Origin of the sequence: Streptomyces sp. NBC_00209 (assembly GCF_045206345.1) — a bacterium.
Classification (GTDB): Bacteria; Actinomycetota; Actinomycetes; order Streptomycetales; family Streptomycetaceae; genus Streptomyces.
Window position 1 is genome coordinate 107,208 of sequence record NZ_CP108122.1, and the last position, 21,219, is coordinate 128,426.

The following is a 21,219-nucleotide window of genomic DNA, read 5'->3' on the forward strand; positions in this document are numbered from 1 at the left end:
AAGGGCCTCGGAGGCGAACCGCCTGACGGGGTCCTCAAGGCGTCAGTGGTTCACCGAGTGGCCCGTGCTCCTGTTCCAGGGCTTCGGCCCAGTGGGCGGGCCAGTCCGGCTGAGTGCCGTCGGCGTCGGTGAATCCGTACTCCTCGTAGAGCCCCCAGGTGGCCAGGGCCTGCCCGGTCCTGGCCATGATGCCGGGGTCGGCGGCCAGCGCGGCGACCGCTCGTCCGAGATAGGCGGGGGTCTCGGAGTACGCGAAGTGCGGGTCCTTGGCCGCGCCGTCCCGCCAGTTGGCCTCGGTGACACCGAAGCCTTCCAGCATCGCCTCCGAACGCAGGAAGCCCGGCGTGATAGCCAAGGCGGCGACGCCATGGGCCTTCAGCTCGGCGGCCTGGGCGACGGCGAGTCGGATCACCGCCGACTTGGCGAGGTCGTAGAAGAACGAGCCCCGGTAGCGGGCGGTGTTGCCGTCGGTGACCTCCACGACGAGACCGCTCTTGCGGGCGACCATCAGCGGCAGCGCGAAGCGGCTGGTGATCACATGGGTCTCCACGGCCCGCCGCATGAGCCGAAGGCCCGTGTCGAGGTCCTGTTCCCACAGGGGCCGCTCCCAGTCGGTCAGTGGATCTCCGCCCCAAACGGAGTTGACCAGGATGTCGAGCCGCCCGCCCTGTTCGGCCGCGATCCGGTCGACCAGAGCACGTACCTCGTCCGGGCGGCTGTGGTCCGTACGGACCGGGATGCCGCGTCCGCCGGCGGCGGCGACCTTCTCTGCGGTCTCCTCGATGGTTTCCGGACGGTCCAGGTCGGAGCGTCCGGCCGCACTGCTGCGGCCGGTGACGTACACCGTCGCGCCCGCGGCCCCGAGTTCGACGGCGATGCCCCGCCCACCGCCTCGGGTGCCACCGGCAACGAGGGCGACCTGCCCGGCCAGAGGTCGTGCGTCGGTGCTCATGATTCCTCCGTAGCGGAACGTCGGTGAGGGGACAACAGGTGGTCGAGCTCCGCACGGACCCGCTGTGCGAGGGTCCCCCTGCGGTCGAGGGCCCACAACAGGCCGGCGCCGGAGGTGATCGCCTGTACGGACCCCGCCAGGGCTCCGACATCCGTTCCGGCACGGAGCTCCCCCGTGCGCAGGGCCTCCGCGAGCAGCCCCTCGATGGCCCGGCCCTGGGCCTGGTGGATGGCCAGTGCGTGCCGGCGGAACTCGGGATCCGTCAGATCGATGCACAGGAATGCCAGATGGTTGGCGTAGGTCTCGGGCGCGTCCATCAACGCCATCGGCTCCACGACCAGCGCCGCGAGCGCCCCGAGCGCCGATTCGTGCGCCGCGCGTCCCGTGCCGGACCGTGCCTCCGCATCCTTCGCGGACCGCTCGGCGAGGGCCAGAAGCAGCCCGCGCTTGGAGCCGAAGCGCTGCACGAGCGTGCCGGGCACCAGCCCCACCTCGCGCGCCACCACGGCCAGGGTCAGCCCCGCAGGACCCACCCGGCCGATCACCTCGGCCGTCGCACGCAGGATCACCGCGTCCTCGACCCCCCGGGGGCGTCCCATGGTTCACAGCTCCTCATTAATAAATGCCTGTTCATTCATTAAATACCTCGGCCGACCGGAAGACAACCCGGGCCGCGGCCGGGGGTTCCCCACCGGACATCCGGATGTGCCGGGCGCACGGCCCGCCGGCGCCGTCCGTAGGTTCCGCTGATCTCCACATCGGCCTGCACCTACAGTGCAGAGGCAGCAGCGGTGAAGCACTCACGGACATGATGGAAACGGGGTCGGCGTTTCGATGCAGGTGGCACTTGAGCATCCCGATATGTCGGAGAAAGCGCGCTTGGCTGCCTACAGCGCTGTCTCTACCTCGCTCGCCCTGCGAAGTGACAACCGGCTGGCCGAGCTCGTGGACGCCGCTGTGCCGCTCGGCTCCGGTATCGGCGGCAAGTCCGCGCTCATGGAGATCGACGGGAAGCCGGTCTTCGTCAAACGGGTGCCGCTCACGGACTTGGAGCGGTTGCCGGAGCACGTACGGTCCACCGCCAACATGTTCGGGCTGCCCATGTACTGCCAATACGGTGTCGGTGGGCCTGGTTTCGGTGCGTGGCGTGAGCTCGCGGTTCACACCATGACGACGAACTGGGTACTCGGAGGGCAGTACCAGGGGTTCCCGGTGATGTACCACTGGCGGGTGCTGCCGGACACGACCGCTCTTCCTGAAGAACTCGCGGACGTGGAGCGGGCTGTGGCCTATTGGGGAGGTCGACCCGAGGTACGCCGTCGTATCGAGGCCCTTCAGCACTCCTCTGCGAGCCTCGTCCTGTTTCTGGAGTACATCCCTCAGACGCTCCACGATTGGCTCACCGAGCAGGTGCGGGCGGGTGAGGAATCCGCCGACCGGGCCCTCTCCCTGGTGGAGCGCTCGCTGGAAGCCGGCACGTCCTTCATGAACGCTCGCGGACTGCTGCACTTCGACGCCCATTTTCGGAACATCCTGACCGATGGCCGACGCCTCTACTTCACGGACTTCGGCCTCGCCCTCTCCTCCCGGTTCGATCTGACACCGTCCGAGACACAGTTCTACGAACTGCACCGGACCTACGATCGCTGCTACACGGTCAGCTGGCTGGTCAACTGGTTGCTCACTGCTCTCCACGGATACGAGCGGAACGAACGCGTGGCACTCATTCACGCATGTGCCGGTGGCAAGGAACCACCGGGCGGATCACCGAAGGCCAGGGCGATCCTCTCCCGTCATGCCCCGCTCGCCGCAGTGCTGACGGACTTCTACCTCAAGATCCAGGAGGAGAGCAGGGAGATCCCGTACCCCTTGGAGACGCTTCACCGGGTCCTCGAAGCGGACAGGTCAGGTCCCAGCTGAGCGGGCATCAGGGCCCGCACAGGCAATCCGCAACGGCGTGGCCGACCGTCAGCCGTCGACCAGCCGCCCTCCCCGCTCGAACCCTGCCGTCCAAACAGGCCCTCAACAGAGTGGAGCATCAAGGACGGCAAGACCTCGCCGGACCGCCGCCGCTGCCTCATCGAGTACATGGCGTTCGTGCACCCGCCGTTCCGCATCGATGCGGAACGGGTCTCCCCTGAAGCGGGGGAAAACATGCAGGTGGACGTGAAAGACCTCTTGGAAGGCCGCCTCGCCGTCTGCCACTAAGCGCCGCGCTGTTTCAGTAGCTGTTTTCGAAATCCTGGCTGCGGTACGCCTGGCTTAGGGGCGGGACTCTGCCTCGGTGTGCTTGGCGCGGCCATGCCAGTTGCTTCGGATCTCACGTACGCGAAGTGGCCTTCGGGCGGGCATTCGTGTGTAGCCGGTATGTGTGCGTGTCTGCGGGGGTGAGTGATCGTTTTCACTCGGAGGTCCTTGTCGGGTGGCCTCACCTTCTTCGATTCCTCTGGAGGAACCATAAGCTTGCTCCGCTTTGACGGACACCATTGGTGTGGTGGTCAGACTGCGAGTGCGGTCTCGTACTCAGCTGGGCTGAGGTAGCCGAGGCTGCTGTGCAGTCGGTGCAAGTTGTACCAGCCCTCGATGAAATCGAAGATCGCGGTGCGGGCGGTGGCCCGGCTGGGCCACGCGGAGGTGCCGAGCAGTTCACGTTTGATGGTCGAGAAGAACGACTCTGCCAGCGCATTGTCCCAGCACTGACCGGTCCGGCCGACCGACAGCCGAACCCCGAACTCGGACGCCAGGGAGGCGAATTGCTGGCTCGTGTATTGACCGGATTCAACCAGTCGTTGCAACACCAGCTTGTTGAAGCAACTGTAGCTGCTCGTTGAATGCCTCGGCGGGCGTCTTCCAGCCGAGCGTCTTGCGGGGTCTGTTGTTGAGAGTGTGAGCGACGGCCTCGAGTTCCTCGGCGGACCACCGCGAGAGGTCGGTGCCTTTCGGGAAGTACTGGCGCAGGAGCCCGTTGGTGTTCTCGTTCGTGCCGCGCTGCCATGGACTATGCGGATCAGCGAAGAAGACTGGAATTCCGGTCTCGACTCTGAACTGCGCATGCGCCGACATCTCTTTTCCTCGGTCCCATGTCAGCGATCGTGTCAGTTGCTCGGGCAGCGTCGACATCGTGTTAGCGAGTGCCGTCTTCATCGTGATCGCCCCATAACCGGCCAGTCGATGATCGTGGCGACTGCCCTGGGACCTCTACCCATCTCGCGGCGGATCCGCTGGGCCAGTGCGTCGCGGATCTGACCGATAACCCCGGCCGCCGCCCAGCGGGCCATAAACCCCCAGACCGTCCTCCAGGGCGGGAAGTCCGCAGCTAAGGCCCTCCACTTGCAGCCGGTGTCTACGACGTAGCGGATCGCGTCAACGATCTGGCGCCGGGGGTGCTTCTCCGGCCGGCCGCCGCGGGCGGTGTCGCAGGCTGGCGGTGGCAGCAGCGGTTCGATCAGTGCCCATTCATCATCGGTCATGTCCGAGGGATAGCGGCGCTGACGCACTTCCCCTCCTGTCTGTGAACTGCGGCGGGGGCCGACCGGCGAAGCTGGTCGGCCCCCGCGAGGAAGGGTCAGGCCGAGGCGATGAGGTCGAGGGTGGATTCGATGGAGTTGAGCTGGGCGACGATGTGCCGTACCCACTTGTCGTTCGGGTGGGCAGCCGCGTGCGGGGCGACGGTGCCGGTGATGAACCGCCGGAACTGCGTCAGCTTCTCGGACAGGACCTGGCGCTCGTAGGCTTCCAGTGCGGCCCGCTCCGCGCCGAGCTGGTAGCCGTGTTGCTGGGCCTGCGCTTACGGCACTCGGCGGACGGTCCTGCCCCGAAGAGCCCGGATCAACAACGTGACCGGGAGGTCCTTCCGGCTGACAACACCGTCTTCCAGCGCGGCGGGAACCGTCGACGGGGGCTCGGGCTGACGGAGCAACAGCTGTCCTTGTCGCATACGTGCTGAGCCATGTCGCCCCGACCGCAGCCCGCCTACCACGGCCTTACGGAGAGGTGCGGACTCAACGGGACTGACGGGACTGAGTTATCGGCATTGCGAAACAGAGCCTGGTCCACGCCCCCGGTCTCGGAAGTGCTTCTTCCTCAAGTCCCGAAACCTGAGTCCCGTCAGCCGCCGAGGGCTTCAATCCCGCTCAACATCTATACAGGTCACAGGCTTACGGATCTGCAGTACGGGACTGACGGGACTGAACCTGTCAGTTATAAGCCACATAATGCACCGCCTGCATGCACGCCCCCGCGTGTACACGACAGTACGTATGCAGCCGATAACCCCCAGGACCAGCCCCGTCAGTTCCGTAAAAAAAGAGGTCACCCTCACTGACCTGGCCTTTCTCCCTACGGGACTGAACGGGACCGAAGCGCCACGGGATCGAGAAGAGGCGAGCCGCCCTCAGGCTGTGCACCCTGGCGCTCTCAGAACCGTCGGCCCGGTGCGCAAGGTCGCGCCGCTTACCCAAATCCAAGCCCGAACCGCAGTCTTGACCGAGTCCTGGGGCGTGTCCGGCGGAGACCGTACGTCATGCCTCGTCCGCCCAGACGGCCTTCGCTCCGTCCGACTGGATGTGCACTGTCGGAGACATCTCCCGGTAGCCCCACGGGGCGGCGGGTTCGGCCACCCACGCCCCCGCTGGTCCGGCGTACGGCAGACCGCGAGCCACGGGCCGTCCGCATCGCATACGCTGCCCCGCATGCCCGAAATCACCGCATCCGCGCCCCGCGACGACACCCCCGAGGACTCCCGGCGGGAGCGGCTGCGGCAGACGTTCGACGAGGACGCCGAGCTGTACGACCGGGCCCGCCCGGGGTACCCGGTGGCGCTCTACGACGACCTCGCGGAGCTCGCCGGGGCGCGGCCCGGCAGCCGTGTCCTGGAGGTGGGCTGCGGGACCGGGCAGGCCACGGTGCCGCTGGCCGGGCGGGGGTGCCGGATCACGGCCGTCGAGGCGGGACCGAGCATGGCCGCGGTCGCCCGGCGCAATCTGGCCGGGGCGGCGGACGTGGAGGTGGTGACGGCCTCGTTCGAGAGCTGGCCGCTGCCCGCGGAGCCGTACGACACCGTGCTCGTCGTCACCGCGTTCCACTGGATCGACCCGGCGGTGCGCGTGCCCAAGGCCGCCGACGCCCTGCGGACGGGCGGGGCGCTCGCCGTCGTGCGCACCCAGCATGTGCGGGGCGGCACCGAGGAGTTCTTCGTGGAGGTCCAGCGCTGCTACGAGCGCTTCGACCCGGAGACGAAGCCCGGGACGCGGCCTCCCACCGCCGCCGAGGTCGGCAACGCGGACCACGCGGAGGAGGTGGCGCGCGGCGGCCGCTTCGGCCCGACGGTCTTCCGCCGCTACGAGCACGACGTCACGTACACCACGGCCCAGTACCTGGACGTGCTGCGCACGTACTCCGGGCACCGGGCGCTCCCGGAGGCCGCCCGGCGCGGGCTGCTGGACTCCATCGCGGAGCTGATCGACGGGCGGTACGGGGGCCGGGTGACGAAGCGCTACCTGATCGAGCTGGGGGTCTCCCGCAGGCGCTGACCGCCTACTCGCTCACGCCCGCGATCCCCCAGCCCCGTCGGGCGGCCTCGGCCAGGACGTCACCCCAGTTGGTCAGGAGCCGCACGAAGGCGTCGAAGTCGGCGAACCGGAACCCCGAGGAGTGCTCCTCGAAGGGCGCGCGGAGCTCATCGAGCCGGGGTCGTACGCGCTCCCAGGTCGCGAGCAGATCCCGTACGCCCTCCGGGGATTTCGCGACGAGCAGGCCATAGCCCCCGGAGAAGAAGGCATGTCCCTCGCTCGGCTCCTCGTCATCGAAATCCGGCCCGTCCCAGATCAGCCCGCCGAGCAGCGCGTCCAACTCCGCCCGCACGCCCGCGTCGACGTGGTCGCGTGCCTTCTCCCACCCCTCCCCCGCCCAGAAGTGCGGCTTGTACGAACCGCGGGTGCCCGGGAAGTCGTACACGCCGAAGCGCGCACGGTGCGGCCCGCGCGGCCACTCCCACCCGCCGTCGGTCCCGTTCTCGTCGTAGTCCCACAGCCCGGTCGCCTCGTCGTACCAGGCGTCCCGCAGGCGTGGCAGCCGCTCGGAGGGTGGGACCTCGGCCAGCCAGGACCAGTCGGCGATCAGTGTGGTGAGGTCGACGCCCATGGGGGCGAGCCTATCGACCGTCGGCCGGGCGCCCCGGACCGAATCAAGGTAGCCGGCAGGCGCCGGTCGACAACGGCGCGATAGATCTGACCATTTACCCTGATGGGGGATATTCGGCAGGATTCATCAGGATACGGGTCGAACGGCATGGATGATCTTGGGCGAGGCGCATTCCACCCCGGAGGAGCCGACCGGCCCCGGGGCGCCCTTCCCCCACCCTGGAGCAACCATGCGACACCGTGTGTCCCGCCTGCGCACCCGCGCCCTGACCGTCGGGCTCGTGCTCGCGGCATCCGCGCTGCTGCCCTCCGGCCCCGCCGGCGCGGCCGACTCGTACGAGTGGGCCGCGCTGGGCGACTCGTACACCGCCGGCGTCTTCGTCGGGACCCCGCAGCCCTCGCTGGGTGACGCCTCGCGCGACGGCTGCGACCGGACCTCGAACGCGTACCCGGACGTCGTGGACCAGGAGCTCGCCGAGTTTCCGCCGGGGAAGCCCGTCCACCTGACCAACGTGAGCTGCGGCGGCGCCGTGGTCTCCGACATCGCCACGACCCGGCAGACCCCGATCAGCCCGGTGCAGCCGCCGGCCGCGGGCTGGCCCTCGGTGGACCCGCAGACCAAGCGGGCCGGGCTGGACGACAAGACGGACATCGTCACCATCGGCGTCGGCGGTAACAGCCTGCCCTTCGCCGGGATCCTGACCAAGTGCCTGGAGATGGGCGCGGCCGGCCAGTCATGCCGCGACTACTACACCAATCCGCCCGAGGGGGAGGAGAGCCTTCAGGACAAGCTGAGCCGGGTCCAGGACGAGTACATCGAGATGCTTGCCCAGGTGCACCAGGCCGCGACCAACGCCAAGGTCATCACGGTCGGCTACCCGGCCGTCCTCCCCGAGAACAGCGGCGACTGCAACCGCCTGTCCCTCACCGAGCTGAGCCTCATCGGCCACGCCGACATCGACTGGCTGCGCGACGACGTCCTCAAGCCGCTGAACAGCACGATCCAGCGGGTGAGCAACTTCTTCGGGGACCGTTACGTGGACGTCTACTCCTCCAGTGAGGGCCACGACGCCTGCCGCCCGGCCGCCACCAAGTGGGTCGAGGGTGTCTGCGGCGACGCCGAGGACTACTGGCCCGCCAAGGTCCCCGGCACGGCGCTGAACTGCGGTGTCATCGGCAAGCGCGTCACCCTGGTCCACCCCAACGCCGCCGGCCACGCCAACACGGCGGCCCACGTCGAACGGGCCATCCGCATCGCCCTCCTCGAACGCTGACACCGCGTACGCGACGGTGGCTGCTCTCCTCCCCTCCTCGGGCCGGGGTGGAGGGAGCCACCGTCAGCGGAGAAGTGCTGACGCGCCCTACGGGCCTTCGATCCCGATGACCGTGCCGAACGGGTCGCGCAGCTGAGCGATCCTGCGCCCCGGTTCGATGGTCAGCGGCCCGCGATGGTGCGCGCACCCGGCCGCCAGCAGCCGCTCGCGTACCCGGTCGAGGTCCTCCACGCCCCAGTACACGACGGGGCTGCCGCCCCGGGGGTTGCGCTCGTCGTCCACGGGGTGGAACCCGAGCTCGACCCCGCCGACCACCACCCAGGCGTAGACGGCCCCGGTGTCACCGATGTCCTTCTCCACGGGCACGCCGAGGAGTTCGCCCCACCAACGGGCCGACGCTTCGGGGTCGACGGCGAAAGTCATGACGGTGCGGACGGCGTTGAACAACGGCTTGCCTCGATGGGTGCGCTCTACGGGTTCCGGATCTGGCTCAGCTACGGGTGGTCACCTGCGCGGCAAGGAAGTCCAGCAGAGCGGCGTTGAAGTGCTCGGGCTGCTCGGCGCCCGGCAGGTGGCCGGCCTTTTCGATGACGGTCAGAGTCGCGTGGGGAACGAACTCGCGGATCGCCTCGGCGTCCGCGACGGGGGTGTAGGCGTCGTCCGCGCCCACGACGATCAGTACCGGCTTCCGGACCGCGGCCAGCGTGTCCCGGTAGTCGGGGCGTTCGGCCCGCCCGCGCAGCGCTGCCGCCGCGCCGTGGGGGTCCGTGGCGCGCATCATGCCCAGGACACGCCCGGCGACCTCCGGCATCGCGGCGACGTTGTACGCGGCGAGCATCTTGTCGATCACCTCGCTCGCGTACCCGTCCATGCCCTCGGCGAGGAGCCGGTCCGCCAGGCGGTTGCGGAACTCCTTGCCCTCCTCGGTCTCGGCGGGCGCGGAGGTGTCGGACAGGACCAGGGCCTCCACCCGCTGCGGGTGGAGACGCTGGAACTCCATGGTGATCTGGCCGCCCATCGAGACGCCGCCGACCACCGCCCGCTCGACACCCAGGTGGTCGAGGAGCGCGGCGAGGTCATCGGCGAAGTCGGAGAGGAACACCTTTCCCCGGGTGACGCCGCTGTCGCCGTAACCACGCAGATCGGGGGCGACAACCCGATACCCCGCCTCGACCAGCGCCTTGACCTGGGGTGCCCACAGGGTGCGGTTGAACGGATGACCGTGAATCAAGAGGACCGGCAGCCCGGCCGAAGGACCGAGGTCGTCGTAGTGGAACGTGGCACCGCGCAGCACTATGGCGTTCATGTCGGGCACCTTAGCCGGGTGATCAACAGGGACGCAGAAGTGTTTTGCCTGCTGAGCTCATCTTCGTCTTCGGCGGGCCACGGCTGGGTCGGGTGGGCCCATGAAGGCGTCGAGCTCTTCAATGATCTTGCGGAGCTCGCGGGCTCCGCGGGACGACATCGCTCGGATCACGCTGTCGAGCAGGGCTCGGCCTTCGAGGGGGTTGCCGCAGCAGTACCAGTGCACGTTGCCGAACTCGTCGTCGTGCCAGAGCTCACGCTCGGACTGGTGAACGTATGCCTTCCACAGGCGCAACGCCGCGTTGACGTCCCCTGGTTGGAGATAGTTCCGCGTGCGTTCAAGGCGCACGATCTCGGACAGCGCTCGCGGGGAGAGGCGGTCGATCGCCGGCCATGAGCACTGCGCCTGCTGCCGTTCCGGGATTCCGGCCCGTCGGATGCGTCCTGGCCGTCTACGCGGCATGAACCTTTCGGTTGGTCGTCATGCCCTACATGGTGCCACGGGGTCGAGCGGCGTCTCGAATGGATTCGCTCAGCTCGGACACTGGCAAGAACCGGCCGGTGGCCCCTCTCCGACGCAGAGGGGCCACCGTTTTCGGGTCCGGATCGGCGGTCAGCCGCTGACGTCAGCGGTGAAGGCCGTCCACGCCGCTTCCGAGACCTTCAGACCGGGGATGGCGGTGTCCTTGGAGTCCCGGATACGGACCATGGCATCGGCGCCGGGCAGGGCGCTGTCGCGCGTGGCGTCGAAGTAGCCCCGGGTGCCCACCACGCTTGACTACCCATCAGCAGCACCCCGACCCGTCATGACCGGCGGCGAGGCCGCGTCAAGGAGAGCACGTCCGGCCTTGGTGAGCTCGTGCGTGGCCGTACGACCGGCCCGGCTGCTGTCGATCAGTCCGGCGTCCCGCAGGATTGCCAGGTGTTCGCTGGCCGTCGGGGGCGTGACGCTCACCAGCCGGGCCACAACGGTCGTCTGAAGCGGAGTGGCGAGCGCGGCCAGGATCCTCGATCGAGTCACCCCCAGAAGACGGTCGAGCGACCTCGGAGTAGGAGGTACCGCCCAGAGGTACCGCCCGGATGCCGGGTAATAGATCGCCGGTGTCCAGTGGTCCGAGGTGGTGCACTGCATCCGGTCGGTGATGAACAGCGACGGGACGAGAATGAGTCCCTCGGGGCAGTCGACGTCGATGTCGACGGTCTTATCGACGGTGATGGTGTCGCCCTCGCACGCAGCGGAAGGGTGCAGGCGCGGAAGGACTGCGCGTAACCCCTCGCGGTTGACCTGGATGGCCCGATCCAGCATCTCGGCACGCAGCGCCTGCCGCATGGACGGCCATTCCGGTTCGACAACTGCCTTCCAGAGGCGGCGCAGTGCATCGGCGGCCTCGGACCTGGCCCGGTCGGGGGCATCGAGCAATCGGCGGCCTGTCTCCGCCCCGCACTGCCTCGTAGCGTCGACCAGCTCGGCGTACGTCTGGTCCGGCGGCGCGGCGAGGAGGGCATCCATGCCTTCCTCGAACGTCGGCTCACTGGACATCGGCGACGGGTCGAGGAAGTCGGGTCGATACGCGCTATCGGCCATGAAGACCGTGAGCGCCCTCAGGTCCGGGAGCGAGAGACGGTGGCGGCGACGGCGAAGCCACGGATGGAACATCGGGTGACGCTGCGGTTCGGTCAGGAGCTGGGCAAGACTGACCACTTCGTGCATCGGTGACATCGCCCACCGCACGCTCGCAGCACCAACGCCCAATCGGTAGCGGATCACTCCCCTATTGTTAGGCCACCGCCGAAGTGAGCGCGAGCAGAACGGCGAAGCATCGAGACTCGGGCCATGACCGACACGGAGTCGATTGCCCGTTGTTCCGAGGACCCCGAGCGAGCCCAACAGACGCGAACGATCCGGCTGGGCGCCGGCGGATCGACCATCGAGGTTCTCGCGGGTCCGGCGGAGACCAACGGGATCGTGAGCATCTACCGGTGGCGCATGTCGCCCTCCAGCCGGGGACCTGACCCGCACTTCCACGCCACCTTCAGCGAGACCTTCATCGTTGAAGAAGGTGAGGTCGACTACTTCGATGGGCGTGCCTGGCGAACTCTGCGGCCCGGCGACACCGCGCATGCCGCAGTGGGTGACGTCCACGCCCTCCGGAAGGAGCGCGCCGAACCTGCCACCCTCCTGATGGCGCTCTCGCCAGGTGTACCGCGGGAGGAGTACTTCACACAGCTCGCCACTGCGAACGAGGGTGACCTGAGCCGGCTCCACGAAGCCCACGACAACCATTTCGTCGACGACTGCGGGCGGTAAGGGTAACGGCATGTGCTCGTCCGCAATCCTCAAGGTGTCGGTGATCTCTGCCTACGGCCTGGTGCGGGCCGGCGAGGCGTTCGCGCTCACCGTCGCCTGATCCACCCCTTTCCCAACGGTTTCCCAGCAAAGGATTCACTGTGCCCAGCATCGCCATCGTCGGAGCCGGCCCCGGTATGGGCCTGGCCATCGCCCGTACCTTCGGTTCCCGCGGCTTCGACGTCGCTCTCATCGCCCGCAACCGCGACAAGCTCAACGACCTGGCCCGCCGGCTCGACGCCGAAGGCATCACCGCCGCCGCGTTCCCCGCGGACGTGCTCGACCATGACGCGCTCACCCAGGCGCTCAAGGACGCCGCCACCCGCTTCGGCGGCATCGACGTACTGGAGTACTCCCCGGGCGGGAGCCTCGCATCCACGCCGCTCACCGTTCCGTCCGAGACCAACCCGTCCGATGTGCGGTGGGTGATGGACGTCCTGCTCTACGGAGCCATTGCCGCCACACGAGCCGTGCTGCCCGCAATGCGCGAGGCCGGCGCGGGCACCCTGCTCTACACCAACGGCGCCGGCTCGGTCGACCCCACTCCGATGCTCGGCAACCTCAACGCCGCGCAGGCCGCGCTGCGCAACTGGGTACTCAGCCTGCACAAGGAACTGGCCGGCACCGGCGTCCAGGCCGCACACGTCGCCATCGGCGTGTGGATCGGCACGGACGGCCCGCCCGGAGTACCGGCGGCCTCGGCCGAGGAGGTCGCCCCCCTCTACTGGGACCTGCACACGCAGCGCGACGACGTCGAACGCGTCTACACCGCGTGACGCCGTCCCGCCCCTCGTCCCACCGTCACGGCGTGCTCCGCAGCCGCTCCAGCGCCTGTGCGGATTCGGCGGTGAGCGCGTCCACTCCGGCGCGGTCCTCCGGTCCGAGACTGCCGCGTTTGGCGGACCAGGCGCTCTGTTCGGCCAGCAGTTCATCGACCCGGGCGCTGTCGCCCGCCTTCCTCGCCTGGGCGATCAACCCGGAGTAGGCCCCCACCACATGGTTGATGCCCTCCAGGGCCACCTCGTACGCGACGCCGTCCTCGGCCGACCAGGAGGCCGTCCCCATCCCTGCCAGTACCGGTTCCTGCTCTGTCATCATGCTCTCCTGTCCTGTCGTTCACGCACGGCTCGTAGCGGTCACGGGCGAGGGTCGCCGCTCACCACCTGTCCGAGGACATGGTGGTCGAGGAAGTTCAGCACCGTCTCGTACATGAGGCGGATGTGGTTCGGCGCCCCGATCCCGTGGCCCTCGTCCGGGAAGTGCAGGAAGCTGACGGGCGTCCCGAGCCGCTGCAGATCGCTGTGCAGGCTCAGTGCCTGGCCCATCGGGACGCGGTGGTCCTTGCCGGCGTGCACGATCAGCATCGGCGTCGTCACCTTCGCCGCGTGGAAGTGCGGCGAATTGGCTTCGTACCGTTCGCGCTGCGTTCGTGGGTCGCCGAAGATCTTCCGGAAGTATGCGTGCAGGTCCGTGTCGAGCTGGAACGCCTCAAGGTTCCACATCCCGGCGTGGGTGACGATCGCCTTGAAGCGGTCGGTGAGGGTCGCGGCCCGGTTGGCCAGGTAGCCGCCGTAGGACCAGCCGACGAGGCCGGTCCGGGTCGCGTCGAGGTCGTCGCGTGCCAGCGCCGCGTCCGTCAGCGCGATGAGATCGCGGTAGGGCTGACCGCCGTACTGGCCTCGGCCTCGCTCCTGCATGCGTTGCCCGTAGCCCGTGGACAGCGCCGGATCCGGCAGCAGTACCGCGTAACCGCGGGCCGCGAACGGCCACGGGTTCCACAGCCACGTCCAGGCGCTCCAGGACATCTGTGGTCCACCGTGTGGGGCGACGATCAGCGGCGCCGGGCGCTCGGCCGAGGCGCCCTCGGGCAGCGCGAGCCAGGCGCGCAACGGGAAACCGTCGTCCGCCTCGACGTGCACTTCGGTCAGCGTGCCGGGAAGCGGGGTGAGGGCGCCGGGGCCCTTGAGGAAGGCGGGGTGCTGATCGGCTGTGACGGCGTCCAGCCGGACCGCTTGAGGCGGGCTTTCGATCGTGCTGCGCAGTGCGTAGAGGGTGGTCCCATCGGGTGACACGCAAAGCGCGGCGTAGGCGCCGGAGGCGGTCAGGCGGGTGACGGTGCCATCTGCGTCGCGGCGGAAGATCGGGCGGTGGCCGCGTTCGTCGCCGGTGAACCACAGCGTGGCGTCCCCAGGGATCGGCGAGAGGACCGCCCGTCCGGGCCACGGCCAGTTGTCGAACTCCGGCAGCAGGTCGGTCTCCTCACCTGAAGCCAGGTCGAACGCGACCAGCGTGACTCGCCACTCCGTGTCGTAGGTCTCCTCTCGCTGGCGCTGGCAGACCAGCGCCGAGCCATCGGCGGTGAACTCCGAGCGGTAGTACTGATGACCGGGGCGCGAGAAGGTGTGGCGCTGGATGCCGGTGGTCGCGTCGGCGACCACCACGACATTCGTGTCGGGCGCTCGGCCCGTCGCGGCTCGCACGTGGGCCACCAGCGATCCGTCCGGCGAGAGCGCCATGTCTCCTGGGCCCGCCAGACCCTGGCTGCCGGCGTTCACCGGAGCGCCGTCGGGGTGCAGGACGAAGGTGTGGGGTTCGTCGGGGCCGGGGCCCGCGCCCAAGGCACAGGTCGCGGTCGCCTCGTACAGAACCGCGTTGACCATGGCGCTCTCGCGCTCACGAAGAAGTGCGGCGTACGCCTCGGCGTTCACCGCGCCGGGCAGCAGGTCAGCGGTGTAGGCGACCGTGCGGGCGTCCTTGGCGACGGCGAAGGCGGAGATCCCTCCCGGGTGCTGGGCGATCTGCCTGGCCTCGCCGCGGTCCGGCAGTGCCCACAGTCCGACGCCCTGGCTCTCGCTCTCGCTCTTGCTCTCCTCAGCGGCGGAATCGGTGTTCGCGCGGCCGGAGAGGAACAGCAGCGTGCCGTCGGCGTCGAAAGCGGGAGCGAAGTCGCCCTGCGCGGAGCGGGCCACGAGGCGGCTCTCGCGCTCGCCTGCGGGATCCACCTCCCACAGCCTCGAAACATGCCTGTTTCCCTGGCCGTTGATGGTCTGCACGGACGCGATCAGGCGCGTTCCGTCGGGCGCCAGGACCAAGTCGGTCAGGCGGGGATGTGTGGCGAACAGGTCGTGGAACGGGGTGGCGTCATCCAAGCCGCGGATCATGACCATCATCCTGCCCGCCGCCGCCGAGGTGTGACAGGGGCCGACGATCCGAGAGGACGTGGCGGAGCCACTTCGAGCGAACCGCGGGCGTGTCTCCTGCGGCCGTGTCTCCTACGGCAGGGAACGAGTGAGCCACACCAGCTCGCCACGGTCGTCGGCCGAGACGTGGTCGCGCTGGAACCCAAGCTTCTCGAGCACGCGAAACGATGGCGCGTTCCAGGGACGCACCGTCGCCCAGAGCCGTTTCCGCCCTGTCGCGATCGCCGCGTCGAGTACCGCGGACGCCGCCCCGGTGGCATAGCCCTGTCCGTGCACGCGCCGAAACAGCTCATAGGCGATCTCCGGCTCGCCAACGGAAGCCCGGCCGACAGTGAGCCCGCAGTACCCGATGAAATCGCCCCCATCGCGGCGGACGACAGGCAGCAGAGCCATCCCTGTCAGCGCCGACGCGGCCCGCTGACCCTCGATCATCCGCCGGTTGTCTTCGATCGACGACATGCCACCGCCCCGTTCGGCGACGAGCCCACGATGGGCATCGATGTCGGACTCGGTCCACTGACGCAACATCAGCCGAGCGGTGTCAAGGCGGGGCGGCATCGGCACATACGGCATGGCGACACCCTATGCTCGGGCACGGACAAGACCGGGCGGTGGCCCCTCTCGAACGCAGGGGCCACCGCTCTCGGGTCCGGAGCAGCGCTCAGCTGCTGATATCAGCGGTGAAGGCGGCCCACGCCGTCTCCGTGACCTTCAGACCGGGGATGGCGGTGTCCTTGGAATCCCGGACTCGGACCACGGCATCGGCGCCGGCCAGGGCGACCTCGACGCAGGCACCACCGGAGTCGTTGCTGTACGAGGACGTGAACCAGGCCGGCTCGGCGGACAGGTCGGGGTTCATGGCGTGTGTATTGATGGCTATTTCCACTCTCGTGCTAGTTGTTGCAGAAACCCGGCTGTGCGTGCCGGAGGCAGGGCGCTGTCGCGCATGGCATCGAAACGGCGGACGTTCCGCTGCACGTCGAACCGCTCGTCGGTGACACTGATCGTGTTCCACATGTCGACCTGAACCACAGGGTCGAGTGCGCCCGCGAAGTCGAGCAGGATGAAGTTGCTCTCGGAGCGGTACGTGACCACGTCATGCGTCAGGATCTGGATCGTGACGTTGTCCAACTCCCCGAGATCCGCGATCTCCTTGTACTGACCGAGCATGACTTCCTGGCCCCCGACCATCCGTCGGACGGCCGTCTCGTCCATGATGACGCGGAGCTCCAGAGGGTCTTCGGAGCGGGTGATCAGCTCCTTCCGTTCGAGACGGAGCCTCACGTTCTGGTCGATGTATTCGCTGGTGGTCTCATCAACCGGTTTCGCGGTCTGGTAGAGCGCCCGCGCGTACGCCTCCGTCTGGAACAGCCCGAAGACGAAGCTGGGCTGGAAGGCTCGCATCACCGTGGCGTCCTGCTCAAGGCCCCGGTAAGTCGGCATCTTTGACGGCATGAACGCCTTGTACGGGGTCCAGGGCTCCTTGCTCAGCGATTCCCGGTGCAGTTGGAGCAGCGTCTCCAGGTCCTCCTTGGGGAGGTCCGGCTCCAGGAAGTCGATGAGCGCTTCCAGATCACCCACCCGTGGCAGGTCGTTCTCACCGATTTCGACCCGGGCGAGCTTCGTGTGCGAGAACTTCAGCTCGCCCGCCACGTCCTGAAGGGTGAGCCCCTTCTTCTCCCGGAGCTTCCTCAGCTCCTTGCCGAGTTCTCTCCGCCGGAATGTAGCTCCGCGCTTCGCTGCCACTGCTGCCCTCTCCCTGTTGGTGCTCGTCGCGCACTGTGCCCGGCCTCGGCAGGGGGCGTGTACCGAGTGTCCCACCCCGTACCCCCCTTTGAACAAGGCCCTGTTGGGGGTCAGGCATGTGCCAATTCCCCGGGAGTCGCCAACGCGCTTGCACAGTAACTCGCCAATGCGCCACGGTAGTCGCATCGGCACTTGCAGTGACTGTGAAGTGCGGAAACTCGCTTTTCTGTGCGAGAGGCGCCCTCCTCCCGCTCCTTCTTCACACCCCCACGGAGGACTGCCCATGGCTCTCGCAAAAGCGGATCGAGCGCCGGTGCCTGTACGCCCCGGATCCCCCGGCGCGGCCGAAGCGATCATCGGCGGCATGGAAGTGAGCATCGCCCGTTCCACTCCCCCGGGCCGGGCGGAGCTCACGGAGAGCGACCGGCGGTGGCCCGGCCGGCTGCGCCTCATCGCCCGGTCGTACCTCCGGCTGTGGGCGCTGGAGCGCCTGACGGACAGCGTCGAACTTCTGATCACCGAGTTGGTGACGAACGCGCTGCGGTACGGGCGCGCGGAGGCGATCGGGGTGCGGGTTCTCCGTACCGCACACGTGGTACGCATCGAGGTGGCGGACGGGACGGCCGTAGCCCCGACGGTGCGACATGCCTCCGCCCTCGACGAGTGCGGGCGGGGCCTCTTCCTCGTCGAAGCGGTCGCGGACGACTGGGGAGTCGGCGACGGTGGTGCGGTCATCTGGTGTGCGCTCTCCCTCACCGAAGAGGCTTGCGCGTGAAGCCTCTTCCGGCGGAGCCGGTCCGTGAGTCGCCCGTACTGCAGGAATGGCTGATCGATCTCCCGCCGACCAGCAGCGCCGGGGGCCTCGCCCGTATCCACACCCGTACCTGTCTGACCGTGCTCGGCTGGGACGGCAGCATCGGCGCCGCTACGGAGATCACGGACCGGCTCGTCCGTAACGCGCTCGTCCACGGGTGCACCCGAGCCGGGCACGTCATGGACATCCGCCTGCGCCTCGCACTCACCGAAAGGCGCCAGCTCCTCATCGAGGTCAGCGACTCCAACCCCGCGTTCCCGGACTTCGGCGAAGCCGTGCGCGGACTGAGGGGGCGCGGCCTGTGGGAGGTCCACCGCCTGGGCGGCAGCGTCTCCTGGTTCCTCCCGCACTGCGCGAACGGCAAGACCGTACGCGCACTGGTCACCCCGGGCTCGGGCCCGTCCGACTGAATGGAGAAGACCATGACAACCGCCGAGCAGCGCGAAGCGTTCCCCCTCAACCCGCCCGGAGGCCGTATCCCCTACAGCGCGGAGACGCCTTCCGGCCCCCTGACCCGGCCATGGGTCTTGCGGTTCGCCCGGGTGCCCGAGGCGACCGGGGCGGTCCGTGTCCCGGCCCATTTCTACGACCACGGGCGTCAGGTCAACCTGTCGTACGACGGGGGCCTGCTGACATGCATGGCCAACACCCACTCGCCGACCGTCCCCGACGGCTCGACCATCAACCCGCCGCCGCTGGACGAGGGACCGAAGGACTGATGGCCGCACCCATCCTCGTCATCGCCGCCGCCGACGACTGGCCCACCGACCGGGTCGTCACCGAGCTCCGGCGACGCGGGGCCGAAGTCTTCCGCATGGACACCGCGGACTTCCCGCAGCGGCTCTCGCTGGCCGGAAGGATCGACCAGGAGGCGGCTTGGACGGGCGCGCTGTCCACCGAGCACCGAGCGGTGGACCTGGTGCGGGTCGGCACGGTGTACTACCGCTCCCCCGGGGCGTTCCGCTTTCCCGACGGACTCTCCGGGCCCGAGGAGAGGTTCGCCGCGTCCCAGGCCCGGGCCGGGCTCGGCGGCATTCTGTCCTCGCTGAAGTGCCGGTGGATGAACCACCCCGCCTCCATGGCCCGCGCCGAGTACAAGCCCGTGCAGCTCGCCGAGGCGCGTAACTGCGGGTTACGCATCCCGCCCACGCTGATCACGAACCGGCCGCAGGACGTGCTCGACTTCGCCGACGCGTTGGGTGACGTGGTGTGCAAGCCGGTCGCCTCTCCCGTACTGATCGAGGGCGGCCTGCTCAAGTCGGTGTACACCAAGCGCCTGAAGCGCGCCGATCTCCACGACCTTCGGGGCATCGACACCACGGCGCACCTGTTCCAGGGCTGGGTCGCCAAGGAGTACGAGGTGCGGCTCACCGTGGTCGGTGACCGGATGTTCGCGGCGGCCATCCACGCCGGGAGCGATGCGGGGCACGAGGACTGGCGCAGCGACTACGGCTCCCTGGCCTACTCGCGTACGTCGGTGCCGACCCCGGTGGCCGTCGGCATGCGACTCCTCATGCGCCGGCTCGGGCTGCGGTACGGGGCGGCGGACTTCGTCGTTGGACCCGGTGGCGGGTGGACGTTCCTGGAGGTCAACCCGTGCGGTCAGTGGGACTGGATCCAGGGGGCGACAGACCTGCCGATCGCCGAGGCCATCGCGCACGATCTCGAAGGAGCGACCTGATGAACTGGAAGCCGTACGCCGCCTCGCTGGCGGCCGATGTGACCCACCCGGGGTCCGACTGGTGGGAGCCGGTGCGGGAGACGCCCCGACATGTGCTGGTCGAGCGGTGGTTCGCGCCCGGTGGGGGCGGGTGGCAGGCCGTCGACGGGCCTGCGGACGAGGAGGGCTGGGCGGGCGCCGCGTACGCGAACCGCACGCTCGTGACCAAGGTGGGGCCACGCACGCGGACCAGGCTGCCCCGGAGCGGGTCGTGACCGGGCATCCCACGTCGTCCTCGACCGAACCCGGGCTCGTCGTCTCGATGCTGAGGCACGGCCGCCTCGCGTCCGGCCTCCGGCTGCTGGACCTGGCCACCGGGTCCGGGTACAGCGCGGCGCTGGCATGCCACCGGCTGGGCGACGACCGGCTGGTGACCACGTTGGACGTCGACCCGTACCTGACGCGGGCGGCTGCCGAACGGCTCGACCGGATCGGCCGGCACCCGGTCGTCGTGACGGCCGACGGGACCGGCGAGCTGCCCGGCACCTTCGACCGGATCGTCTCCATGGTGTCGGTCCCCCGCATCCCCGCGACCTGGCTCGCCGCCCTCGCGCCCGGCGGCCGTCTCGTCACGACCATCACGGGCACCGGCCTGATCATCACGGCCGACAAGACCGAGGACGGCGGTGCGCGCGGGCGAGTCGAGTGGGACCGGGCGGCGTTCATGGCGACACGTACCGGCAACGCCTATCCGCCCCCGCTGAACGAGCTGTTCGTCAGCAGCTCCGAGACGGAAGGCGAGACGAGCGTGTCACCGTTCCCCGTGCTCGACGTCATGCGGGCATGGGAGGTGTGGTCGATGCTGACCCTGCTCGCCCCGGGCATCGAACACCGCACCGGCACGGGGTCCGGCGGCAGCCGCATGGCGTGGATGCTCCACCCCGACGGCTCCTGGGCCCGCGCCACCACCCACCCCGGCGACCGCACCGCCACCGTCCACCAGGGCGGCCCGCGCCGCCTGTACGACCTGCTCGACGCGGTGCGGTGGCGGTGGATTGAGGAGGGTGAGCTGCCGGTGTACGGGGCGGGGGTCACCGTCACCCCGGAGGGCGTTACGACGCTGACGCGTGGGGGGTGGGTGGGGGTGTTGTAGCGCTGTGTGGGCCGAGCGTTCGTTGCATCAGTACGGTGTCGATCCAGCGGTCGTGCTTGTAGCCGACGGCGACCAGCCGGCCCGCTTCGGTGAAGCCGGAACGGCGGTGCAGTGCGACCGAGGCGTCGGTGCCGGCGTCCGCGATGACCGCGATCATCTGCCGTACGCGAGTCCCGGCACAGGCGGTCAGCAAGGCTTCCAGCAGCGCTCCACCAAGACCCTGGCCCGTCCGGTCGGGGGCGAGGTAGATCGAGTTCTCGACGGTGTTCCGATAGGCGGGCTTGGGGCGCCAAGGGGCCGCGTAGGCATAGCCGACGACTTCGCCGGACAACTCGGCCACCAGAAAGGGGAGGTGCTGGGCGGCGAGGTCGTCGAGCCGCTGGTGCCAGGCGGCCGCTGGTGGAGGGGTCTCCTCGAAGGTGATCACGGTGTGGCGGACGTAGTACGTGTAGATCTCAGTCACGGCGTCCAGGTCGGCCGGGACTGCCGGGCGGAACACTGCCTCCATGGCGGTCTCCATCAGCAGGAGTGAATGCTTCCGTGCCCAGCATGAAGGACAGCCCGAGGTAGACGACGAACAGGGCGTAGGCGGTGGTCAGGATGGTGTTGACGTTCTTCAGCGACACGG

At 68.9% G+C, this 21,219-nt stretch carries 27 protein-coding genes and 4 pseudogenes; 11 read left to right on the forward strand and 20 right to left on the reverse strand.

Going from position 1 to position 21,219, the window contains the following annotated elements:
• Positions 1 to 34: 34 nt before the first annotated feature.
• Entirely contained in the window at positions 35 to 952 is a 918-nt protein-coding gene (locus OG867_RS32225) for an SDR family oxidoreductase (protein WP_331720374.1), read from the reverse strand.
• Positions 949 to 1,551, reverse strand: a complete 603-nt coding sequence (locus OG867_RS32230) for a helix-turn-helix domain-containing protein (RefSeq protein ID WP_331720375.1) — start codon at positions 1,549 to 1,551, stop codon at positions 949 to 951. Before OG867_RS32230 ends, OG867_RS32225 begins: the two co-directional genes overlap by 4 nt.
• Positions 1,552 to 1,813: 262 nt before the next feature.
• On the opposite strand from OG867_RS32230, the gene OG867_RS32235 reads away from it, so the two are divergent.
• Positions 1,814 to 2,872 carry a protein kinase family protein gene (locus OG867_RS32235; protein ID WP_406291305.1) on the forward strand — a complete coding sequence of 353 codons (1,059 nt, stop codon included), beginning with the start codon at positions 1,814 to 1,816 and terminating at the stop codon, positions 2,870 to 2,872.
• A gap of 102 nt (positions 2,873 to 2,974) precedes the next feature.
• On the opposite strand, the pseudogene OG867_RS32240 reads toward OG867_RS32235, so the two are convergent.
• The 5 genes and pseudogenes from OG867_RS32240 to OG867_RS32260 form a co-directional block, all read right to left on the reverse strand.
• Positions 2,975 to 3,157: pseudogene (locus OG867_RS32240) on the reverse strand (HIT family protein); the annotation flags it as partial.
• A 293-nt stretch (positions 3,158 to 3,450) separates the two neighbouring features.
• Positions 3,451 to 3,750, reverse strand: a complete 300-nt coding sequence (locus OG867_RS32245; RefSeq protein ID WP_331720377.1) for an integrase core domain-containing protein — start codon at positions 3,748 to 3,750, stop codon at positions 3,451 to 3,453.
• Positions 3,731 to 4,120: pseudogene (locus OG867_RS32250) on the reverse strand (IS30 family transposase); the annotation flags it as partial. The gene OG867_RS32245 and the pseudogene OG867_RS32250, both read right to left, overlap by 20 nt.
• Positions 4,120 to 4,449 (reverse strand): annotated as a pseudogene (locus OG867_RS32255) (transposase); the annotation flags it as partial. The pseudogenes OG867_RS32255 and OG867_RS32250, both read right to left, overlap by 1 nt.
• A gap of 68 nt (positions 4,450 to 4,517) precedes the next feature.
• Positions 4,518 to 4,721: pseudogene (locus OG867_RS32260) on the reverse strand (RacP protein); the annotation flags it as partial.
• Between the two features lie 922 nt (positions 4,722 to 5,643).
• On the opposite strand from OG867_RS32260, the gene OG867_RS32265 reads away from it, so the two are divergent.
• Positions 5,644 to 6,483 carry a class I SAM-dependent methyltransferase gene (locus tag OG867_RS32265; RefSeq protein WP_331720378.1) on the forward strand — a complete coding sequence of 280 codons (840 nt, stop codon included), beginning with the start codon at positions 5,644 to 5,646 and terminating at the stop codon, positions 6,481 to 6,483.
• Between the two features lie 4 nt (positions 6,484 to 6,487).
• Here OG867_RS32265 and OG867_RS32270 read toward each other — a convergent pair whose 3' ends face one another.
• Positions 6,488 to 7,093, reverse strand: a complete 606-nt coding sequence (locus OG867_RS32270; RefSeq protein ID WP_331720379.1) for a hypothetical protein — start codon at positions 7,091 to 7,093, stop codon at positions 6,488 to 6,490.
• Positions 7,094 to 7,322: 229 nt separating this feature from the next.
• Between OG867_RS32270 and OG867_RS32275 the strand changes: the two genes are divergently transcribed.
• Positions 7,323 to 8,366 carry an SGNH/GDSL hydrolase family protein gene (locus OG867_RS32275; RefSeq protein ID WP_331720380.1) on the forward strand — a complete coding sequence of 348 codons (1,044 nt, stop codon included), beginning with the start codon at positions 7,323 to 7,325 and terminating at the stop codon, positions 8,364 to 8,366.
• Between the two features lie 87 nt (positions 8,367 to 8,453).
• On the opposite strand, the gene OG867_RS32280 is transcribed toward OG867_RS32275, so the two are convergent.
• The 5 genes from OG867_RS32280 to OG867_RS32300 form a co-directional block, all read right to left on the reverse strand.
• Complete coding sequence (locus OG867_RS32280; RefSeq protein ID WP_331720381.1) at positions 8,454 to 8,789, reverse strand: VOC family protein; 336 nt, start codon at positions 8,787 to 8,789, stop codon at positions 8,454 to 8,456.
• 67 nt (positions 8,790 to 8,856) lie between these two features.
• A complete protein-coding gene (locus OG867_RS32285) occupies positions 8,857 to 9,672 on the reverse strand; it encodes an alpha/beta fold hydrolase (protein WP_331720382.1) in 816 nt (271 codons plus the stop codon).
• 57 nt (positions 9,673 to 9,729) lie between these two features.
• Entirely contained in the window at positions 9,730 to 10,134 is a 405-nt protein-coding gene (locus OG867_RS32290) for a hypothetical protein (protein WP_331720383.1), read from the reverse strand.
• Between the two features lie 150 nt (positions 10,135 to 10,284).
• The gene (locus OG867_RS32295) at positions 10,285 to 10,443 is read right to left on the reverse strand and encodes a DUF397 domain-containing protein (protein WP_331720384.1); all 159 of its coding nucleotides are present in this window, start codon (positions 10,441 to 10,443) and stop codon (positions 10,285 to 10,287) included.
• 6 nt (positions 10,444 to 10,449) lie between these two features.
• Positions 10,450 to 11,439 (reverse strand): DUF5937 family protein, encoded by a 990-nt coding sequence (locus OG867_RS32300; RefSeq protein ID WP_406291309.1) that lies wholly within the window; start codon positions 11,437 to 11,439, stop codon positions 10,450 to 10,452.
• Positions 11,440 to 11,505: 66 nt separating this feature from the next.
• Here OG867_RS32300 and OG867_RS32305 point away from each other — a divergent pair, with 66 nt between their 5' ends.
• Together OG867_RS32305 and OG867_RS32310 are read left to right on the forward strand one after the other, a co-directional pair.
• Complete coding sequence (locus tag OG867_RS32305) at positions 11,506 to 11,979, forward strand: cupin domain-containing protein (protein WP_331720386.1); 474 nt, start codon at positions 11,506 to 11,508, stop codon at positions 11,977 to 11,979.
• Between the two features lie 140 nt (positions 11,980 to 12,119).
• Positions 12,120 to 12,794 (forward strand): SDR family oxidoreductase, encoded by a 675-nt coding sequence (locus OG867_RS32310; protein WP_331720387.1) that lies wholly within the window; start codon positions 12,120 to 12,122, stop codon positions 12,792 to 12,794.
• Between the two features lie 25 nt (positions 12,795 to 12,819).
• Here the strand turns inward: OG867_RS32310 and OG867_RS32315 are convergent, their stop codons facing one another.
• The 5 genes from OG867_RS32315 to OG867_RS32335 all read right to left on the reverse strand — a co-directional run bounded on the left by OG867_RS32315 (position 12,820) and on the right by OG867_RS32335 (position 16,964).
• Positions 12,820 to 13,113, reverse strand: coding sequence for a hypothetical protein (locus OG867_RS32315; protein WP_331720388.1), 294 nt, complete (start codon positions 13,111 to 13,113; stop codon positions 12,820 to 12,822).
• Positions 13,114 to 13,154: 41 nt separating this feature from the next.
• Entirely contained in the window at positions 13,155 to 15,179 is a 2,025-nt protein-coding gene (locus OG867_RS32320; protein ID WP_331720389.1) for a S9 family peptidase, read from the reverse strand.
• Positions 15,180 to 15,290: 111 nt separating this feature from the next.
• The gene (locus tag OG867_RS32325) at positions 15,291 to 15,791 is read right to left on the reverse strand and encodes a GNAT family N-acetyltransferase (RefSeq protein ID WP_331720390.1); all 501 of its coding nucleotides are present in this window, start codon (positions 15,789 to 15,791) and stop codon (positions 15,291 to 15,293) included.
• 88 nt (positions 15,792 to 15,879) lie between these two features.
• A complete protein-coding gene (locus OG867_RS32330; RefSeq protein WP_331720391.1) occupies positions 15,880 to 16,077 on the reverse strand; it encodes a DUF397 domain-containing protein in 198 nt (65 codons plus the stop codon).
• A gap of 17 nt (positions 16,078 to 16,094) precedes the next feature.
• On the reverse strand, positions 16,095 to 16,964 hold the full coding sequence (locus OG867_RS32335; RefSeq protein WP_331720392.1) for a helix-turn-helix transcriptional regulator: 870 nt from the start codon (positions 16,962 to 16,964) through the stop codon (positions 16,095 to 16,097).
• A 364-nt stretch (positions 16,965 to 17,328) separates the two neighbouring features.
• Between OG867_RS32335 and OG867_RS32340 the strand changes: the two genes are divergently transcribed.
• Genes OG867_RS32340 through OG867_RS32365 form a run of 6 tightly spaced genes read left to right on the forward strand, consistent with a single transcriptional unit; the run spans position 17,329 to position 20,591 of the window.
• The gene (locus tag OG867_RS32340; RefSeq protein ID WP_406291315.1) at positions 17,329 to 17,739 is read left to right on the forward strand and encodes an ATP-binding protein; all 411 of its coding nucleotides are present in this window, start codon (positions 17,329 to 17,331) and stop codon (positions 17,737 to 17,739) included.
• A complete protein-coding gene (locus tag OG867_RS32345) occupies positions 17,736 to 18,188 on the forward strand; it encodes an ATP-binding protein (protein WP_331720394.1) in 453 nt (150 codons plus the stop codon). Before OG867_RS32340 ends, OG867_RS32345 begins: the two co-directional genes overlap by 4 nt.
• Before the next feature lie 12 nt (positions 18,189 to 18,200).
• Positions 18,201 to 18,497, forward strand: coding sequence for a putative ATP-grasp-modified RiPP (tgmA, locus tag OG867_RS32350; RefSeq protein WP_331720395.1), 297 nt, complete (start codon positions 18,201 to 18,203; stop codon positions 18,495 to 18,497).
• A complete protein-coding gene (gene tgmB, locus OG867_RS32355) occupies positions 18,497 to 19,459 on the forward strand; it encodes an ATP-grasp ribosomal peptide maturase (RefSeq protein WP_331720396.1) in 963 nt (320 codons plus the stop codon). Before tgmA ends, tgmB begins: the two co-directional genes overlap by 1 nt.
• Positions 19,459 to 19,713 carry a hypothetical protein gene (locus OG867_RS32360; protein ID WP_331720397.1) on the forward strand — a complete coding sequence of 85 codons (255 nt, stop codon included), beginning with the start codon at positions 19,459 to 19,461 and terminating at the stop codon, positions 19,711 to 19,713. The genes tgmB and OG867_RS32360 overlap by 1 nt, the downstream gene beginning before the upstream one ends.
• Positions 19,710 to 20,591, forward strand: coding sequence for a protein-L-isoaspartate(D-aspartate) O-methyltransferase (locus OG867_RS32365; RefSeq protein WP_331720398.1), 882 nt, complete (start codon positions 19,710 to 19,712; stop codon positions 20,589 to 20,591). The genes OG867_RS32360 and OG867_RS32365 overlap by 4 nt, the downstream gene beginning before the upstream one ends.
• Here the strand turns inward: OG867_RS32365 and OG867_RS32370 are convergent.
• Entirely contained in the window at positions 20,551 to 21,111 is a 561-nt protein-coding gene (locus tag OG867_RS32370) for a GNAT family N-acetyltransferase (protein ID WP_406291319.1), read from the reverse strand. The two genes, OG867_RS32365 and OG867_RS32370, sit on opposite strands and share 41 nt — an antisense overlap.
• Positions 21,047 to 21,217, reverse strand: coding sequence for a hypothetical protein (locus tag OG867_RS32375; RefSeq protein ID WP_328904668.1), 171 nt, complete (start codon positions 21,215 to 21,217; stop codon positions 21,047 to 21,049). The genes OG867_RS32370 and OG867_RS32375 overlap by 65 nt, the downstream gene beginning before the upstream one ends.
• Positions 21,218 to 21,219: the final 2 nt, after the last annotated feature.

Coding starts and splice junctions, on each gene's coding strand:
- OG867_RS32320 (WP_331720389.1), bottom strand. CDS start 15,179: ATGATCCGCGGCTTGGATGACGCCACCCCGTTCCACGACCTGTTCGCC.
- OG867_RS32235 (WP_406291305.1), top strand. CDS start 1,814: ATGTCGGAGAAAGCGCGCTTGGCTGCCTACAGCGCTGTCTCTACCTCG.
- OG867_RS32305 (WP_331720386.1), top strand. CDS start 11,506: ATGACCGACACGGAGTCGATTGCCCGTTGTTCCGAGGACCCCGAGCGA.
- OG867_RS32285 (WP_331720382.1), bottom strand. CDS start 9,672: ATGAACGCCATAGTGCTGCGCGGTGCCACGTTCCACTACGACGACCTC.
- tgmB (WP_331720396.1), top strand. CDS start 18,497: ATGGCCGCACCCATCCTCGTCATCGCCGCCGCCGACGACTGGCCCACC.
- tgmA (WP_331720395.1), top strand. CDS start 18,201: ATGACAACCGCCGAGCAGCGCGAAGCGTTCCCCCTCAACCCGCCCGGA.
- OG867_RS32230 (WP_331720375.1), bottom strand. CDS start 1,551: ATGGGACGCCCCCGGGGGGTCGAGGACGCGGTGATCCTGCGTGCGACG.
- OG867_RS32325 (WP_331720390.1), bottom strand. CDS start 15,791: ATGCCGTATGTGCCGATGCCGCCCCGCCTTGACACCGCTCGGCTGATG.
- OG867_RS32370 (WP_406291319.1), bottom strand. CDS start 21,111: ATGGAGACCGCCATGGAGGCAGTGTTCCGCCCGGCAGTCCCGGCCGAC.
- OG867_RS32330 (WP_331720391.1), bottom strand. CDS start 16,077: ATGAACCCCGACCTGTCCGCCGAGCCGGCCTGGTTCACGTCCTCGTAC.
- OG867_RS32280 (WP_331720381.1), bottom strand. CDS start 8,789: ATGACTTTCGCCGTCGACCCCGAAGCGTCGGCCCGTTGGTGGGGCGAA.
- OG867_RS32360 (WP_331720397.1), top strand. CDS start 19,459: ATGAACTGGAAGCCGTACGCCGCCTCGCTGGCGGCCGATGTGACCCAC.
- OG867_RS32340 (WP_406291315.1), top strand. CDS start 17,329: ATGGAAGTGAGCATCGCCCGTTCCACTCCCCCGGGCCGGGCGGAGCTC.
- OG867_RS32290 (WP_331720383.1), bottom strand. CDS start 10,134: ATGCCGCGTAGACGGCCAGGACGCATCCGACGGGCCGGAATCCCGGAA.
- OG867_RS32270 (WP_331720379.1), bottom strand. CDS start 7,093: ATGGGCGTCGACCTCACCACACTGATCGCCGACTGGTCCTGGCTGGCC.
- OG867_RS32225 (WP_331720374.1), bottom strand. CDS start 952: ATGAGCACCGACGCACGACCTCTGGCCGGGCAGGTCGCCCTCGTTGCC.
- OG867_RS32315 (WP_331720388.1), bottom strand. CDS start 13,113: ATGACAGAGCAGGAACCGGTACTGGCAGGGATGGGGACGGCCTCCTGG.
- OG867_RS32265 (WP_331720378.1), top strand. CDS start 5,644: ATGCCCGAAATCACCGCATCCGCGCCCCGCGACGACACCCCCGAGGAC.
- OG867_RS32275 (WP_331720380.1), top strand. CDS start 7,323: ATGCGACACCGTGTGTCCCGCCTGCGCACCCGCGCCCTGACCGTCGGG.